Source organism: Butyrivibrio sp. ob235 (assembly GCF_900109475.1).
Classification (GTDB): Bacteria; Bacillota; Clostridia; order Lachnospirales; family Lachnospiraceae; genus Butyrivibrio.
Genome location: NZ_FOBE01000001.1, coordinates 364,396 through 381,841, shown reverse-complemented (window position 1 = coordinate 381,841; position 17,446 = coordinate 364,396). Strand labels below are relative to the sequence as shown.

Here is a 17,446-nt window from a genome sequence, read left to right as displayed (position 1 = left end):
AAAGAGGTGTTTCTATCAGAATTATGCCAAATAACGATAGAAAGACCGGAAGTGAAAATATTTTCGGTTAGGAGGAATTATGGTTTGTAGTATGACAGGCTATGGACGAAGTGAAGTAGCCGACGAGAAGCATAAGTTTACGGTTGAGATGAAGTCCGTAAACAACCGTTATCTTGATATCAATATCAAGATGCCAAAAAAGTTTAATGCATTAGAGTCCAAGATCAGAAACGAACTTAAGCAGTTTATTAAAAGAGGAAAGGTCGATGTTTTCATAACATATGAGGACTTTTCTGAGACTGATACAAGAGTCAGATACAACAAGGAAATTGCTGCCGAGTATCTCGAGTACTTGAAGCAGATGTCTGAAGATTTTGGTATCGACAATGATATCAGAGTATCTTCACTTTCAAAGTATCCGGATGTTTTCAGCATGGAGGATGCGGAGCTTGATGAAGAAGAGATGTGGGGAACTCTCAAGAAGGCAATTGACGGCGCCGGCGAAGAGTTTGCTGCAGCAAGACAGAAGGAGGGAGAATTCCTCCACAAGGATCTCGATGAGAAGCTTGAAGGAATGCTGGAGAGCGTTGAGTTTATTACAGAGAGATCCCCCATTATTATTGATGAGTACAGAAACCGCCTTAGAGATAAGGTTAAAGAACTCCTTGAGGATAAGGCAGTTGATGAGAACAGACTTATCATGGAGGTTACTCTTTATGCTGATAAGGTTTCAGTGGATGAGGAGCTTGTTCGCTTAAGAAGTCATATCAAAGCTATGAGAGATGCTCTTAACAAGGGCGACGACAAGGAAGGAATAGGAAGAAAACTGGATTTCCTTGCTCAGGAGATGAACAGAGAGTCCAATACTATCTTATCTAAATCAACAGATCTTGAGATATCTGACAGGGGCATAAGCCTTAAGACAGATGTAGAGAAGGTACGTGAACAGATTCAGAATATTGAGTAAGGTAGGAAGTAAGACTTTATGAATAACAAAGGTATTATTGTTGTTGTTTCCGGTTTTTCCGGTGCCGGAAAGGGTACTCTGATGAAGGAGCTGATTAAAAGATATGATAATTATGCGTTATCAATATCGGCTACTACCAGAAATCCCAGACCCGGAGAAGAAGATGGAAGAGAGTATTTTTTCATCTCTAAGGAAGAATTTGAGAAGCTTATAGCGGAGGACGGACTTGTGGAGCATGCCTGCTATGTGGGAAACTACTATGGAACTCCCAAGAAATTTGTCCAGGAAAAGCTTGATGCCGGCAAGGATGTAATTCTTGAAATAGAAATACAGGGGGCACTTCAGATTAAGAAGAAATTCCCCCAGGCGCTTCTTCTTTTCGTAACACCTCCTTCGGTTGAAGAACTCGAGAAGAGACTTCGCGGAAGAGGCACCGAAACAGATGATGTCATACACGGAAGAATGCTCAGAGCAAAAGAAGAGGGACAGGGTATTGACGAGTATGATAATATAGTAATCAACGACGATCTTGACGTCTGCGTTAAGCAGATGCATGAGATAATACAGGCAGCCCATTATACGCCTGATCGCAATAAGGAATTTATTGAAGAGATTAGGGCGCAGCTGTCAGAGTTAAAGTAATTATTTTTAAATGGAGGACTAACATGATACATCCGTCATATGTGGATCTTATGAAGGTAGTTAATAAGGACGTAGAGGAAGGAAATGAGCCTATCATCAGCTCAAGATATTCCATCGTTATGGCAACAGCTAAGAGAGCAAGACAGCTTATCGCAGGTGATGAGCCTATGGTAAGAGTTAAGGATAATGAGAAGTTCCTTTCAATCGCTGTTGACGAACTTAATGCCGATAAACTCAGAATTCTTTCTGACGAGGAGAAGGAAGCACTTCTTGAAACTAAGGAAGAGGATTCTGTCGAGGAATAATTTTCTCAGGTAACCAATATGAAAATATTATTTGTATCTCTCGGCTGTGACAAAAACCGTGTTGATTCTGAAGTTATGCTCGGAATGCTGTCACAGCGGGGGCATGAATTTACAGATGATGAAGAAATAGCCGAAGCAGCAGTGGTAAACACATGCTGCTTTATTGGTGATGCGAAGGAAGAAAGTATCAACACGATTATCGAGCTTGGTGAGTATAGGAAAAGCGGAAAGTATAAGGCACTGATTGTAACCGGGTGTCTTGCTGAGAGATATCGTGAAGAAGTGCTGAAAGAGATTCCGGAAGTTGACAGGATTCTGGGAACCGCTTCCGTGGAGCATATAGTTGAAGCTCTTGATGGTGTTCTTGCAGAAAATGGGCAGGAACCTTCTGACGTAGAGCTTTCCGAAAACACTTCATCTATGAGAAGAATTTATCTGGACAGTCTTGAAAAGAAGCCTACAGGCAATCAGAAGAGAGTTCAGACTACAGGTGGCCAGTACAATTATTTGAAGATAGCTGAGGGCTGCAATAAAAATTGTACTTACTGCGTTATACCTAAGGTTCGCGGTAAATACAGAAGCGTACCTATGGAAGAGCTGATTGAAGGTGCAAAAGCACTTGTGAATCAGGGAGTAACGGAAATAATTCTTGTTGCGCAGGAGACTACACTTTACGGTGTTGATCTATACGGTAAAAAAATGCTTCCGGAGCTTCTTCATAAGCTCTGTGAGATAGAAGATCTTAAATGGATTCGCATAATGTACTGTTATCCTGAGGAGATCACTGATGAGCTCATACAGACAATAAAGAATGAGCCAAAGGTATGTAATTATCTCGATATACCTCTTCAGAGCGGATCTGATCACATACTTAAGCTTATGGGAAGGGCAACAACAAGAGCGGCCATTGCTGAGAGGATAAGCTATATAAGATCTCAGATTCCGGATATTTGCCTGAGAACAACTCTTATTGCCGGTTTCCCCGGTGAGACAGAGGCTGATCACGAGGAATCACTTTCTTTTATTAAAGAAATGAAGTTTGACAGGCTCGGATGCTTTGCTTATTCCCAAGAGGAAGAAACTGTTGCCGGAGAAATGGCAGATCAGCTTTCACAGGAGGTGAAGGAAAGCAGAAGAGATGATATAATGGAAGCACAGCAGGAAATAGCTTTTAATGCTGCCAAAGACAGAATCGGACAGGTTGTAAGTGCTGTTATCGAAGGAAGAATTGCCGACGATGACGATGATGAATACGATGGCAGTACCTATGTGGCGCGAACATATATGGATGCTCCTGATGTTGATGGATATCTCTTTATCATGAATGTTCCATATGATCTCATGAGCGGACAGTTTGTTGATGTTCTTATAACCGGTTCAAATGATTATGACCTGATTGGGGAGTTAACGGAGGGGAAAGAAGATGAAAATGAATTTACCGAATAAGCTTACTGTAATTAGAGTTATTTTGATTCCTTTTTTTGTACTGTTTTTGCTTGCTAATATCTTTGGTGAAGCTGATAAATGGATAGCGCTTGCGATTTTCATTATTGCATCGCTTACTGACCTTGCTGACGGCAAAATTGCAAGAAAGTATAATCTGGTCACGGATTTCGGAAAATTCATGGATCCTCTTGCTGACAAGCTTCTTGTGTGCAGTGCAATGATCTGTCTGATAGAGCTTGACAGAATTCCTTCATGGATTGTTGTTATTATTATAGCAAGAGAGTTTATTATAAGCGGTTTCAGACTTATAGCTGTTGAGAACGGAAGAGTTATTGCTGCAAGCTATTGGGGCAAATTTAAGACAACCTTCCAGATGTTCATGGTAATTCTTATGATCATCAATCTGCCGCAGCTTCAGCTTGTTACCACGATCATTATGTATATAGCACTTGCACTTACAATTATTTCTCTTTGTGACTACATCATAAAAAATAAAGATGTGATGAGTGGAGATATGTAATTTAAAAAATAAATTGCTTGTGTAAAATCGAAATTGATGATATAGTTTTTCATTGTGTAATTTGAATGTGTTTATTGGGGACGACATATTAAATGATCGTCCTCTTTTATTTTTATAAGAAAGAGGTAATATGTCCAATATTTTAGACGAGATTAAGAAGAACATTGAAGGGATTTCGGAAGCAGTTTCCGGAACAAAAGAACGAGATCCCAAAAGGGCAGATCATAAGGGTAGAGATAAAAAGAAAGCTGAAGCAAACGAAGAAGTCAAGGTTCGCTACGATGAAGCCGAAGGCATTGACGAGAGGGTTCTCAGAGCTATCACGGAGATGGGATTTGAATACATGTCTCCTATCCAAAGGGCTGCTATTCCCGTAATGATGAAGGGAGTAGATATTATCGGACAGGCTCAGACCGGAACAGGAAAGACTGCTGCCTTTGGTATTCCGCTCCTTCAGAAGATAGATCCGGACAACAGACATCTTCAGGCAGTTGTTTTGTGCCCCACAAGAGAGCTTGCAATGCAGGCTGCCGATGATATCAGAAGCTTTGGAAAATATATGCATGGAATCAAGGTTCTTCCTGTATACGGAGGACAGGACATTTCAAGACAGATTCGTGCATTATCATCAGGAGTTCAGATTGTTGTCGGCACTCCCGGGCGCGTTATGGATCATATGAGACGCCATACTATGAAAATGAACGATGTGCGCGTTCTTGTACTTGATGAGGCTGATGAAATGCTTGATATGGGCTTTAGGGATGATATCGAAACTATTCTCGATGGTATGCCTGAAGAGAAGCAGACAGCATTGTTCTCAGCTACAATGCCTGAACCCATTTTGCAGATTACTAGAAAATATCAACATGATGCGGAATATATTAAGATGACACCCAAGGAAATCACTGTTAAATCTATTGAGCAGTATTACTATGTGGTTCCGTCAAATTACAAGGAGGAGGTACTCACAAGACTTATTGAGTATCATCAGCCTGTAAGAAGCCTTGTTTTCTGTAATACAAAGAGAAAGGTTGATGAGCTTACCGGAATACTTAAGAACAAGGGATACAGAGCTGAGGGACTTCACGGAGACCTTTCACAGTTTCAGAGAGATACTGTTATGAATCTTTTCCGTTTTGGCCAGGCAGATTTTCTTATTGCAACCGATGTTGCGGCAAGAGGAATTGATGTCAGTGGTGTAACTGCTGTATTTAACTACGATATCCCAGAGGATATTGAGTATTACGTACACAGAATCGGACGTACAGGAAGAGCAGGAAAGAGTGGACAGTCATTCTCACTTGTATCTCCAAGAGAGATGTATAAACTCAGGGATATTGAGCGCATCTGCCACACTAAAATTGAGGAGGGCGAAATCCCTTCAGCAAAGGAAATAACAAGAGCAAAGGCCAGAAAGATTTTTGCAGAGGTTATCGATCTCATAGAGGCAGGGGAAATTACAGATTGTCTTGAGTTCTTAAATGATAAGGTAGCTGAAGACGAGTATTCAATTGAACAGCTGGCTGCCGGTCTTATGAGACTTAAGATGGGTAAAGCGCCTGAAGAACTTGATTTGAAGCCCAGAAAACGTGACATCTACAGAGGACAGAGAAGCAGAGACAGAAGAGAAGGCAGAGGCGGCAGATTTGAAAAGGACAGCCATGGCAGAAGAGACGGTCAAGGCAGAGGCGATGGAAAAGGCCGAAGAGACGGCAAGGGCTCAGGTTATGGCAGGAGCCGTGATGGCAAGTACAGTAAGGACCGCGGTATGAGAGACGCTTCTCCTATGCATAAGAAGGCATCCGCAGATAAGTTCAGAAGAAATGCCAGACCAAGAACTGAGAAGCTTGGTGTAAGAAAAGAAAAATAATACAAGAAAATACCTGTAGTATAAAGCATAAAAGCTTCATGGAATATAAATACCTCCATGAAGCTTTTTTTCAATACCTGCTTATTTATTTGTAATAAAAAGTTAATAGAGATTTAATTGAGGGCTATTTTTATCAAAGCTAAAATAATAATGATTGTGTGTATTCTCTAAACGTTGGAGGGTTTGGAATGAAGAAAAAAATAATATCAGTTCTGATGTCACTGTGTTTAGTTGCAGGATGTAGCACAGCTGCTCCGGCAAAAGATAATTCTGATAAAAAAGAATCAGCCGCATCTGAAGTTTCGGAAACTCCTACAAGCGCTGAAGAGGCTGTTGAGAAGTCAGGTGATACTGACGAAGCGAAAAAAGATGAGGATCAGCCAGAGGAAACTACGAAAGGCAACGCTGAGGATATGTCTGAAGAAGCCGGGGATTCAAATGACGAAATGGCAGGGGAGATGGCTGTCGGTGAGACATATCATGGTTTTAAATTAAATGATATGTACAGCAGCCGTTTTCTTAGCTCTGATATATATACCTTTAAGCATGAAAAGAGCGGAGCAGATCTTGTTTATACCAAGAACTCTGATCCGGAAGTGTCTTTTTGCATCGCTTACAAAACTCCCTATATAGATGAGACTGATACTAATCATATTTTTGAGCATGCGATTTTGGCATCCTCCGAAAAATATCCTTCCAAGGATCTTTTCTTTGATATTGCCAATAAATCATATAATACATATGTTAATGCACATACAAATTTGACGACAACCTACTATCCGGTTTCATCCATGAGTGAGGATCAGCTCATGACTATGATGGATGCTTATATGAGTTGCATGGTTGACCCGGCTATTTTGAAGGATGAAAAAATTTTTGAAAGGGAAGCTATTAGATTTGAACTTGATGATCCTGAAGGTGATATTGGCATAAATGGTACGGTATATGCGGAAGACTACGGCTTTTTAACTGACCTTTCGGAATGCTCACTCAATGCCCTTATAGATAATATGTTCCCCGGACAGATTGCATCTAATATGATAGGTATGGCTGAGTATCATTATGATGATCTTACCTATGAACATACAATTGATACGTATGAAAGGTGTTATCATTTTGATAACAGCTTGATTTCTCTTTATGGAGATCTTGATATAGACAGATTTTTAGAATTTCTTGATACAGAATATTTGTCAAAGTATGAAGTATATGGAACAGACTTAAGTGAATATGAGGATTCACATACAGAGGACGGATATGTTGAGAAGGTTGAGTATATACCGGCATATGAAGGTGATTCTGTAGAAGATAGTGGCAGAATCTTTTATGCAATTGATATGGAGGATGCTTCTGACGATGAGCTTATACAGTGGGACTTTCTGACGACATTAATTAATAATAATGCATCCTGTATGAATAAAAAGCTTATCGAGGATGGTATCTCAAATCCTGTTTCTTCTTCAATTGTAACGGATCTTGCAAAGCCGGTTCTTATGTTCGCTATGGATTATGCAAATGAAGATCAGATGCAGTCTTTGAAAGAAATTGCAGAATATACACTTGCGGAAGTTGCAGAAAACGGAATACCAAAGGATATTTTTGAAGCAAATATTAAAGAGACTGAGCTTGGTACAATTTTTCTTAGGGATAGTTCAAATGTAGGAAAAGGCTTAAGTGAAGTTTACAATGCATATTGGGCAAGAACCGGGAAACTTGACTATTTTGAGGAGTATGAAAGAATATTCGATGAGCTTGCTGGTGATAATGAGCAGGCTACCTTTAAAAGGATTGCAGCTGATGCAATGACACCTGTAAGAAGTGTTCTTGTAGCGGCTATTCCTAAACCTGGGCTTGCTGAAGAACATGATAAGGAATTAGAGGATTATCTGAAAAATAAAAAGGCACAGATGTCAGAGGAAGAAATTGAAGAATTTGTTCAAAAGACAAAGGAATTCAATGATTGGAATGAAAAAGAGCTTTCAAATAATGACTTCTTGATAGATATTAAGGATTTGCCGGAATATCTGACTTCTTCTTTTGAGAAAAAGCAGGAAGATGGAATTACATATTATACCTCGGATATTGAAGCCGGCAGGGGCGGCTATTATGATATCTACTTTGATTTAAGCAGTTTATCCAGGGATGAGATAAAGACACTAATACTTTATACTGATTTCTTGTTTGAGGTAGATACAAATAAATATGATACAGACGAACTGACACTTCTTGAAAGTGAATATCTGAATGGATTTTCAACAGGACTATTTTATCCTAATAAGGAGGCAAAAGAAAATCACAGACCAATGCTGCATGTCCTATGGAGGGGATTAAACGAAGATTTTGATAAGTCGCTTGATCTTGTTCTGAATGTCATATGTGAGACGGATTTGAGTGATAAAACCAATATTAAACATATTATCTCCCAATATTGTGAGAACTATAATCCGGCGAAGAGCGATGCCTATTCCCTGGCACAATCCTATGCTACGGCAGCCGGAACAACGATTACGGCTGATTCGGAAAAGTTCGCTATAGATATTTATAATAAGGATATATATGATTATATTTCGAATCTTGACGACAATATCGATTCGGATGATGTTTTTGATAAATTTGTAGCTGATATTGAGACTGCAAGGAAAAAAGCATTTACAAAAACAAATCTTATTTTCTCATCCGTTGCTGAAAAGACAGAAAATGAAGAGGTTATTAAGACTGCAGCAAATACATTTTCAGGACTTGAGGAAAATGAAGAAACCGGGACTTCTTATGATCTTCCTGTTTTGGCTTTGAAAACCGGAGTAATTGTTGAGAACTCTCAAAATTATACTATCTTTGATATTGATTTCAGAAATGATGAAAAATTCAGGGGAGCCTATGTACCGTTCTTATTTGCTGCAAGTGATAAGTATATAGTACCTAAGATGAGATTTCAGATGGGAGCTTATTCGGCAGGAGCCTATTCCGTTTTGAGGTGTTATGAGCTTGGGGCATACACATATTCCGATCCAAACGTAAAGGATACCATTGAGACACTGGAAGGTATACCGGAGTTTATAAAAACAGCTGAGCTTGATAAAGAGGATTACAAAGGCTATGTCCTCAATGCTTATGGCGATGAAACAAGGACGACAGGTATATGGAGTGATGCTGTCAGAAGAATCAGAAGGGATATTCTGGGTGTTGATGAAAATGCCTATGTGGATACAGTAAATGATATAAGAAACGCAGATATCAGCATGCAGCAGGAAGCAGCGGAGAGCTATGAAAAACTCTTCAAAAATGCTGCTATTGCAACGGTTGGTAATGAACAAAAGATTACTGCGGACAAGGATGCGTTTGACGAAGTTCTGAACTATAAACTAAAATAGGGCTCATGATGAATTATGAAAAAATAGAGGATGTATTTATAAAAAATGCAAAGCTTCCTGATGGCGACATGGAGGAGCTTTGCACAACCGTCAGACTGTATGCCTATGAACTATTGTCTGATAAAACCGGGCGTTCTGATGATATAGGCGAGATAAGAGAGTTAGTTGAAACAACAAGTCCTGTTCTGGAAAAGCTCTATCAAGAGTATGAAAACTCTGAACTGAATACACTGAAAGATACAAACGGAAAAGCTTATGACGAGACAGTTTTTGATCTTTCGGTTTTAATAGCTGTGATGTGTACAGGCTCCAGAGTATATGAAAATCTTGATCCTGTGTTTTCAAGAGATATAATGCATGCCGCACTTGATGCCGCACATTTTCTTATGGTGCGTCAGTTTAAGGAGGCTGATGACGATAATAGCGATGCGGGTGAGAGAAGCAGTGTAATTCGAATGAGCAGCAGGGATGATGAACTGTCCGAAAGGACAACAGCAGCTATGCTATGGGCTTTTGCGGAACTATTGAAAACCGATAAGGATATCAGAAATGTTTACGACCATTCGCTTATGGCCGGTATGCCCCAGAAAATGTCCAGACAAAAGAGATATAAACTGCGAGTGTCAGATCTGATAAAAAGAATTTCATTCGATCTATCAGGAAACGTCGAATCAAGTATTTTGATATTATTATCTTTAGTGGTGTTAAGCGATACGGAAGAGACATTTTCCGATGAAGTCAGAACAAAGTTATACGAGTTTTTATATAAGAAGGCGGATGAATCAGATGATGAAATGACCACTGCGGTAGCTGTTTTAGCTCTTCAGAATGAGCTTGATATGGATGAAAAGGCAAACGGAGGAGCGTCTGAACTGATAAAAGTTGTCGAATACAATGTCATCGGAGCAGGCAAAAAGAAGATGACAGAGGAAGAAAAAACAGCTGTCAAAGAACACATTAAGAGATTAGAGGCAAAGCTTCAATAATTGTAATAACAATTTACATAAAAAGTTTATTTGAAAAACAAGCGATTTATGGGTATACTACTGTGTGGAAACCGATAAATCGCTTGATATTTGAGTAAAAATATTAAATTTTATAAATGGAGGCATAAATATGCAGGGTTCTAAACCAACAGTTTTATTAATTATGGACGGATTCGGAATTAACGACAATCCGAAGGGAAATGCTATTGCTATGGCAAATACACCCGTCCTTGATGGCCTTATGAAGGACTATCCTTATGTTAGAGGTAATGCCAGCGGACTTGCTGTAGGTCTTCCTGACGGACAGATGGGTAATTCAGAGGTTGGACATATGAATATGGGTGCAGGCCGTATCGTTTACCAGGAGCTCACAAGAATTACAAAGTCTATCGAAGATGGCGATTTCTTTACAAACGAAGGCCTTATGGCTGCTATCGATAACTGTAAGAAAAATGATTCTTCTCTTCACATGTACGGTCTTGTAAGTGACGGTGGTGTTCACAGTCACATTACTCATATCTACGGACTTCTTGAACTTGCTAAGAGAAACGGACTTTCAAAGGTTTATGTTCACTGCTTCCTTGATGGTCGTGATACACCTCCGGAATCAGGAATAGATTTTGTTCAGCAGCTTGAGGACAAGATGAAGGAGCTCGGCGTAGGTGCAGTTGCTACTATCTCCGGCAGATACTATGCAATGGACAGAGATAACAACTATGACCGTGTCAAGGTTGCATATGATGCCATGACAAAGGGTGAGGGCAACAAGGCAGACAGCGCTCACGAGTGTATGGTTCAGACTTATAAAGACGGAAAGACAGATGAATTCGTTATTCCTACAGTTATCATGAAGGATGGCGCTCCCACAGCTACTATCAAGGATAATGATTCTATCATTTTCTTCAACTTCCGTCCTGACAGAGCCAGAGAGATTACACATTGCTTCTGCGATGATGATTTTGATAAGTTTGACAGAGGAGCACGCATTAAGACTACTTATGTATGCTTCACAGATTATGATCCGCTCATTCCCAACAAGGAGATTGCTTTCAAGAAGGTTCTTCTTAACAATACCTTTGGTGAGTGGCTTGCAGCTAAGGGCATGAAGCAGGCTCGTATCGCTGAGACAGAGAAGTATGCACATGTAACCTTCTTCTTCAACGGCGGAGTTGAAGAGCCCAATGAAGGTGAGGACAGAATCCTTGTTAATTCTCCTAAGGATGTTCCTACATATGACCTTAAGCCTCAGATGAGCGCTCCTGAAGTATGCGACAGAGTACTTGAGGCAATTAATTCAGATAAGTATGATGTTGTTGTTACAAACTTCGCTAACCCGGACATGGTAGGCCATACAGGTGTTATTGATGCTGCGGTTAAGGCTGTTGAGACAGTAGATGAGTGTGTTGGTAAGATCGTAGAGGCTGTTAAGGCTAAGAATGGCACAATGTTCATCTGCGCAGACCACGGTAACGCTGATATGATGATCGATTATGAGACAGGTGAACCTTTCACTGCTCATACAACAAATCCTGTTCCTTTCATCCTCGTTAACTATGATCCTGCATATACACTCAGAGAGGGTGGATGCCTTGCAGATATCATTCCTACACTTATTGAGTGCATGGGTTACGAGCAGCCTGCCGAGATGACAGGAAAATCACTTCTTATTAAGAAGTAAGCTGTAATTTAATACTTGTTGATTTTTACGATTATTTATGTTATCTTAGACGAGTATTTGTGAAATATTAGGAGGGATTTTTTCGTGGCAGCTTTGAAAATTGTTTTGGCAATTATCTTTATTATTGATTGTGTCGCACTTGTAACACTGGTTCTTGCTCAGGAGGGTAAGACTCAGGGACTTGGTTCTATACAGGGATTTGCAGAAACTACTTACTGGGGTCAGATTAAAGGACGTTCCAGAGAGGGCATTCTTAAGAAGGTAACAGTTGTACTTTCTGTGCTTTTCATAGTTCTCAGTATAGTTCTTAACATGACTGTATTTTAAATTCAGGTTGTTTTACTTAAGGGCACTCTTAAATGAGTGCCCTTTTTATCTTATGAGAAATAAGCAAGCGGAATTTTATCTATTTAGATTTAAGGCTCTTTTGGAAGGATATAAAGGAAGACATTATGAGCAAAAAGAAGATTATGAATAAAAAAGAGAATATTGTCGGTACTTTTATTTCAAACCAGAGAGGCTTTGGATTTGTTGAAGTAGAGGGCAGGGATGAGGATATCTTTATTCCCGACGAGTATACCGGCGGAGCTTTTCAGGGTGATACCGTAGAGGTTGTTATAACTTCTGACAGAAATAAGAACGGCGGTATGCGCGACGAGGGAAGAGTTGTGGGAGTCCTTGTAAGGGCTGTCGAAAAGGTTGTTGGTACCTTTCAGGATGGACATACATATGGTTTTGTAATTCCTGACAACTTAAGGTTCACACAGGATATTTTTGTATTGAAAGAACACACCAGAGGTGCAGTTACCGGAGATAAGGTTGTGGTCGCTATCACTGATTATGGTGATCCAAAGAAGGGAAGGAAGCCTGAGGGTAAAATAACAGATATAATAGGAAATATTAATGATCCCGGAGTTGATATATTATCAATAGTTGAGGGATATGATATTCCTAGTGTTTTTCCTGAAAAGGTGATGAACCAGGCTGAAAAGTGCAAGGATCATCTTATTGAAGGTGACTATCAGGGACGCCTTGACCTTAGGGGGGTGACAATGGTCACGATTGACGGCGAAGACGCGAAAGATCTGGATGATGCTGTATCATTGACGGTAGAAAATGGGATATATCATCTCGGAGTACATATTGCTGATGTAACAAATTACGTGCAGGAGGGCTCAGCTCTAGACAGGGAAGCTCTTAAGCGCGGGACGAGCGTATATCTTGTTGACAGAGTAATTCCTATGCTTCCCCACAGGTTAAGTAACGGTATATGCTCTCTTAATCACGGTGAAGACAGGCTTGCTCTCAGCTGTCTTATGGATATTGATTCAAATGGTGCGGTTTTATCTCATCAGATTGCTGAAACGGTGATAAATGTTAACGAGAGAATGACCTATACTTCCGTTGCGGCTATTTTAGAGGATGAAGATCCTGATGAAATTAGTAGATATGAAGAGCTTGTGCCGATGTTTCGACAGATGGCTGAGCTTTCAGAGATTTTGAAGAAGAAGCGCGCAAAAAGGGGAGCGATCAATTTCGATTTTCCTGAAGCAAAGATTACTCTTGATAAAGAAGGGAATCCTCTTGAGATTAATATAAGAGTTGCAAATACAGCGACGTCAATGATAGAAAGCTTTATGCTTGCGGCAAATGAGACTGTTGCGGAGCACTTTTTCTGGATGCAGGCTCCTTTTGTATATCGTGTTCATGAGCAGCCGGATCTTGAAAAAATTGCGAATCTCAATGCTTTTATATCAAGACTTGGCTTGCATCTGAATGTAAAAGCTGAAGAGATACGACCTTCCGAGATTCAAAAGCTCCTTGAAAAGATTGAAGGAACCGAGGAAGAAGCGGTTATAAGCAGAATAGCTCTAAGAAGTATGATGCAGGCAAAGTATAGTACAGAGTGCCTTGGTCATTACGGTCTTGCTTGTAAATATTATTGTCATTTCACTTCACCTATCAGAAGATATCCTGACCTCCAGATTCATAGGATCATCAAGGATTATCTGAGAGGCAGAATGGATGATGATAAGCTTAAGCATTACAAAGATATCCTTGAAAATGTTGCCAAACATTCTTCGGATACTGAAAGAAGAGCTGAAGAAGCAGAACGCGAGACTGAAAAACTGAAAAAGGCTCAATTTATGGAATCTCATATTGGAGAAACGTTCGAAGGTGTTGTCTCCGGTGTTACCGGCTGGGGAATGTTTGTTGAGCTTCCCAATACCTGTGAAGGTATGGTTCCGGCTGTCACTATGGAGGATGATTTTTACGTTTTCGATGAGGATAACTATAGACTTGTCGGAGAGAGAACGGGAAAAGTATACGCACTTGGGCAGACGGTCACTGTAAGAGTTCATGATACAGACAGACTTGCAAAGACAATTGATTTCAGGATTGTCGATGAGAATGAGGATAATTACGGCGATAATTTGAATTTCCTTGACTATGACAATGACTTTGAAGAGGATTACTATGAAGAGGATGAAAACGGTCATCTGAAATTAGTTAAAGGGAAAAATAAAAAGAAATCTGCAAGTAAGAAAGTAGATAAGAAGTTAGGTAAGAAGCCTGAGAAAAAGACTCCTGCTAAGCTTCGCGCCGCAAAGATTTCAAAATTATCTCTGGATTCCGAGGAAGCTGTTATAACAGCAAAGGAAAAGAAAGCTTCCGGAAAGAAAAGAGATAAGCTGAGCGAAAAAAAGAAAAAAGAAATCCTTAAAGAGGCTTCAAAACTTAAGAAATTAAGTAAGCTTAAGGCTAACAAGAGCGAAAAGAGCGCTAAGAAGGCAGAAACAGAGAGCGGACGGAAAGTATATAAAGTACATAAGTATAAAAAGTCCGCAACTTCGAAAGCGGCAAGGAGTAGCCAGGGGAAGCGTAGAAAGAAAAAATAATAATGTGAACTCGTGGTTTATTGTTTTTTTCTATAATATGGCATAATATATTAAGACTACAAAGAATTGAGGTATGATCGTCATGGCTGACGAAAGCATAAAATTAATTGCAAATAACAAAAAAGCATTTCACGATTACTTCATTGAGGAAAAATATGAAGCAGGTATTTCTCTTGCAGGTACTGAGGTTAAGTCCTTAAGGCAGGGGAAATGCAGTATAAAGGAAGCCTGGGTTAGTATAGATAAGGGCGAAGCATATATTTGCGGTATGAACATAAGCCCTTATGAAAAAGGGAATATTTTTAACAAGGATCCGCTTCGCGTTCGTAAGCTTCTCCTTCATAAGGCTGAAATAAGAAAACTTGATCAGGCTTCACAGGCACAAGGCTATACGCTTGTTCCTCTTGAGGTATATTTTAAGCATGGTAAGGTCAAGGTTCAGATTGGTCTCGCTAAAGGTAAAAAGCTCTATGATAAGAGAGAATCAACCGCTAAGAGAGATCAGCAGAGAGAGGCAATGAGAGATTACAAGGTGAGTCTGAGATAAACTATAAGTTTAGTTGATTTTGGACGATAATCAGTATATACTTATCAGGCAAGCAAGGGTTAGTAAAGGTTTCGACAGGGATTCTGAAGCTGGAGAAGCTGTCCGCAGGATGGTGCGTTAATCCTCAAACTTAAATATAAACGCTGAAGATAATTTAGCAATCGCTGCCTAAATGCGGCGCGTCAGCCTGAGTGCACCTGCACATTCAGTAACTGACGTCAACTTTGCAGGAAACGACATGGTGAGTGCTCCGTAGCTATGGTCGTATCAGGGGCTACTTCTCATATTAGGGCGCTGACTTCCGGTTATGAGAGGGAAATGGCTTTGCCACAATAGCCGGCTATGACAGTAGAAGGACAGGGGACGGATTTTTGGACGCGGGTTCGACTCCCGCCTAATCCATTCACACAAATCGGTTTAATAGTTTGTAAATAACTATTGAGCCGATTTTTTTCATTGAAAGATATTATAAATTCTTGCCCAATGTCTGATTTTTCTTGCAATTTACATGTTCTTGTGTTTAGAATGTTTTTATGCACAAAATATGTAGGCATAAAAAGGAGGTTAGTATGATAAAAGGGGTAAAATATTTAAAGAAGTTTATCGTATCTGCGCTTGCCGCAGCATTTATTATCAGCGCTGTACCGACAACTGCAGTTACCGTAAACGCGGCTACAAAGGTTGATGTAAATGAGACAACACAGGTTCTCAGTAAAAGAGGTGTTCTTGTTTATAAGGCAACAGGAAACAGCATGGTTACAATTACACCTGGCGTGTATGCTAAGAATGTTCTTTCCGTAACAATTAATGATGAGGATGCAAAGATAAAGAATATCAAGTGCTCAAGCAAACTTAGATATAAGCTTACTTACAGAGAGTACGAGGATAAGACCGATTCAGTAACTTACAGATTTTCATTCTTTACAAAGACAGCTAAGCGTTACAAATTTAAATTCAAGGTTGATGATCAGGAATATTCAATTTTCATAAATGCTACAACACCGGTTGCAAGAGCTACTTTTGCAGGTCAGGATCTTTCAACAAAATATGGCCTTGGTACAGTTAATTATGTAACTGAGCTCAGTAAAGGTAAGTTTGCTGTACAAATGGGAAAAGGTTATACGCTTGAATCTGTTCAGGTTGGAAGATATAAGAATGTAACAAACGAAAACAAAGAGGTACATCCTACACTTTACTGGACTACCAGTGCTAACAATAAGACAATTAAGCTCAGCGGCGAGAAACAGGTTTCAGAGGATAGAGATATTCTCGAGAGTAGTATGTATGCTACAACTATTATTCGTGTAAACTACAGATACACGAAGAACAACACAACAGGCTGCGTTGATTACTATCTTAACAAAATTGTAGATTCAGATAATTAATAAAGGATATATGTAATGAGTCCGAAAAAAATCAGAAAAGAGCGCATAGTAGTCAAGGTAGGAACTTCGACTATCACCAATGAAAATGGCGGCATTAATATTCATCAGATTGATCTTTTATGCAGGGCGCTCTCAGGAATTGAAAATCTTGGATATGATCTTGTGCTTGTCAGCTCCGGCGCTATTGCAGTCGGAGCAGGCAAGATGCGTCTTAAACAAAAACCCAAGGATCTGCGGCTTAAACAGGCTGCTGCTGCGGTAGGTCAGAGTGAACTGATGCATCTTTATGACAAACTTTTTGGAGAATACGGACGCCTTTGCGGACAGATTCTTCTTGATAATGATGATATCGAAGATCCGGTGAGAAGAGAGAACCTCAAGAATACATTTGACGCACTTCTTGAGAACCATATTATACCGATTGTTAATGAAAATGACTCTGTCAGCCATGCAGAAATTGAATCTGATCAGAAGCTTTTTTCGGATAATGATATGCTGTCAGCTCTTGTGGCAGCTTTCTGCGGCGCATGTAAGCTTATTATTTTATCTGATATCGATGGATTTTATGATAAAAATCCTTCAAAGTATCCTGATGCAAAACTTATCAGTCGGGTTGAGACGATCGATGAAACTATGTATGATCTTGCTGATGGCAGTGGCTCCAACAGAGGCACAGGAGGTATGGTGACAAAACTTCAGGCAGCTGAGTTTGCTACAGCCAGAGGTGTTGATGTACTTATTACAAATGGAAGCAATACGGATAATTTGTATGACATTATCAACAAAAAGCATGTAGGTACTTTGTTTGTTGCAAAGGAGAATAACTGAT

The 17,446-nt window shown here is 39.8% G+C and carries 14 protein-coding genes and 1 other RNA gene; all 15 read left to right on the top strand.

What is annotated here, in order from left to right; all coding sequences use genetic code 11:
• Positions 1-79 precede the first annotated feature (79 nt).
• A complete protein-coding gene (locus BMW61_RS01625) occupies positions 80-967 on the top strand; it encodes a YicC/YloC family endoribonuclease (protein ID WP_022760072.1) in 888 nt (295 codons plus the stop codon).
• Between the two features lie 18 nt (positions 968-985).
• Positions 986-1,609 (top strand): guanylate kinase, encoded by a 624-nt coding sequence (gene gmk / locus BMW61_RS01620; protein ID WP_026497450.1) that lies wholly within the window; start codon positions 986-988, stop codon positions 1,607-1,609.
• A 23-nt stretch (positions 1,610-1,632) separates the two neighbouring features.
• Positions 1,633-1,914, top strand: coding sequence for a DNA-directed RNA polymerase subunit omega (rpoZ, locus tag BMW61_RS01615; protein WP_022760070.1), 282 nt, complete (start codon positions 1,633-1,635; stop codon positions 1,912-1,914).
• Positions 1,915-1,932: 18 nt separating this feature from the next.
• The gene (gene rimO, locus BMW61_RS01610; RefSeq protein ID WP_091819496.1) at positions 1,933-3,360 is read left to right on the top strand and encodes a 30S ribosomal protein S12 methylthiotransferase RimO; all 1,428 of its coding nucleotides are present in this window, start codon (positions 1,933-1,935) and stop codon (positions 3,358-3,360) included.
• Positions 3,344-3,880 (top strand): CDP-diacylglycerol--glycerol-3-phosphate 3-phosphatidyltransferase, encoded by a 537-nt coding sequence (gene pgsA, locus BMW61_RS01605; RefSeq protein WP_026497452.1) that lies wholly within the window; start codon positions 3,344-3,346, stop codon positions 3,878-3,880. The genes rimO and pgsA overlap by 17 nt, the downstream gene beginning before the upstream one ends.
• Before the next feature lie 130 nt (positions 3,881-4,010).
• Complete coding sequence (locus BMW61_RS01600) at positions 4,011-5,750, top strand: DEAD/DEAH box helicase (RefSeq protein WP_091819495.1); 1,740 nt, start codon at positions 4,011-4,013, stop codon at positions 5,748-5,750.
• Positions 5,751-5,938: 188 nt separating this feature from the next.
• Positions 5,939-9,121, top strand: coding sequence for an insulinase family protein (locus BMW61_RS01595; protein WP_091819494.1), 3,183 nt, complete (start codon positions 5,939-5,941; stop codon positions 9,119-9,121).
• A gap of 5 nt (positions 9,122-9,126) precedes the next feature.
• Positions 9,127-10,107 (top strand): hypothetical protein, encoded by a 981-nt coding sequence (locus BMW61_RS01590; RefSeq protein WP_139176162.1) that lies wholly within the window; start codon positions 9,127-9,129, stop codon positions 10,105-10,107.
• Between the two features lie 130 nt (positions 10,108-10,237).
• Positions 10,238-11,785 (top strand): 2,3-bisphosphoglycerate-independent phosphoglycerate mutase, encoded by a 1,548-nt coding sequence (gpmI, locus tag BMW61_RS01585; RefSeq protein ID WP_022760064.1) that lies wholly within the window; start codon positions 10,238-10,240, stop codon positions 11,783-11,785.
• 84 nt (positions 11,786-11,869) lie between these two features.
• On the top strand, positions 11,870-12,112 hold the full coding sequence (secG, locus tag BMW61_RS01580) for a preprotein translocase subunit SecG (RefSeq protein WP_022760063.1): 243 nt from the start codon (positions 11,870-11,872) through the stop codon (positions 12,110-12,112).
• A 125-nt stretch (positions 12,113-12,237) separates the two neighbouring features.
• The gene (gene rnr / locus BMW61_RS01575) at positions 12,238-14,685 is read left to right on the top strand and encodes a ribonuclease R (protein WP_091819492.1); all 2,448 of its coding nucleotides are present in this window, start codon (positions 12,238-12,240) and stop codon (positions 14,683-14,685) included.
• A gap of 82 nt (positions 14,686-14,767) precedes the next feature.
• Positions 14,768-15,232, top strand: a complete 465-nt coding sequence (gene smpB / locus BMW61_RS01570; protein ID WP_022760061.1) for an SsrA-binding protein SmpB — start codon at positions 14,768-14,770, stop codon at positions 15,230-15,232.
• 56 nt (positions 15,233-15,288) lie between these two features.
• Positions 15,289-15,637: a transfer-messenger RNA gene (gene ssrA, locus BMW61_RS01565) on the top strand.
• A gap of 164 nt (positions 15,638-15,801) precedes the next feature.
• Positions 15,802-16,617: a hypothetical protein gene (locus BMW61_RS01560; RefSeq protein WP_091819491.1), complete on the top strand. Its 816-nt coding sequence runs from the start codon at positions 15,802-15,804 to the stop codon at positions 16,615-16,617.
• 15 nt (positions 16,618-16,632) lie between these two features.
• Positions 16,633-17,445 (top strand): glutamate 5-kinase, encoded by an 813-nt coding sequence (proB, locus tag BMW61_RS01555; protein ID WP_026497454.1) that lies wholly within the window; start codon positions 16,633-16,635, stop codon positions 17,443-17,445.
• Position 17,446 lies beyond the last annotated feature (1 nt).

What these genes read in the sequence shown, in the direction of transcription:
- BMW61_RS01625 (WP_022760072.1), top strand. Translation starts at nt 80, where the DNA reads ATGGTTTGTAGTATGACAGGCTATGGACGAAGTGAAGTAGCCGACGAG.
- gmk (WP_026497450.1), top strand. Translation starts at nt 986, where the DNA reads ATGAATAACAAAGGTATTATTGTTGTTGTTTCCGGTTTTTCCGGTGCC.
- rpoZ (WP_022760070.1), top strand. Translation starts at nt 1,633, where the DNA reads ATGATACATCCGTCATATGTGGATCTTATGAAGGTAGTTAATAAGGAC.
- rimO (WP_091819496.1), top strand. Translation starts at nt 1,933, where the DNA reads ATGAAAATATTATTTGTATCTCTCGGCTGTGACAAAAACCGTGTTGAT.
- pgsA (WP_026497452.1), top strand. Translation starts at nt 3,344, where the DNA reads ATGAATTTACCGAATAAGCTTACTGTAATTAGAGTTATTTTGATTCCT.
- BMW61_RS01600 (WP_091819495.1), top strand. Translation starts at nt 4,011, where the DNA reads ATGTCCAATATTTTAGACGAGATTAAGAAGAACATTGAAGGGATTTCG.
- BMW61_RS01595 (WP_091819494.1), top strand. Translation starts at nt 5,939, where the DNA reads ATGAAGAAAAAAATAATATCAGTTCTGATGTCACTGTGTTTAGTTGCA.
- BMW61_RS01590 (WP_139176162.1), top strand. Translation starts at nt 9,127, where the DNA reads ATGATGAATTATGAAAAAATAGAGGATGTATTTATAAAAAATGCAAAG.
- gpmI (WP_022760064.1), top strand. Translation starts at nt 10,238, where the DNA reads ATGCAGGGTTCTAAACCAACAGTTTTATTAATTATGGACGGATTCGGA.
- rnr (WP_091819492.1), top strand. Translation starts at nt 12,238, where the DNA reads ATGAGCAAAAAGAAGATTATGAATAAAAAAGAGAATATTGTCGGTACT.
- smpB (WP_022760061.1), top strand. Translation starts at nt 14,768, where the DNA reads ATGGCTGACGAAAGCATAAAATTAATTGCAAATAACAAAAAAGCATTT.
- BMW61_RS01560 (WP_091819491.1), top strand. Translation starts at nt 15,802, where the DNA reads ATGATAAAAGGGGTAAAATATTTAAAGAAGTTTATCGTATCTGCGCTT.
- proB (WP_026497454.1), top strand. Translation starts at nt 16,633, where the DNA reads ATGAGTCCGAAAAAAATCAGAAAAGAGCGCATAGTAGTCAAGGTAGGA.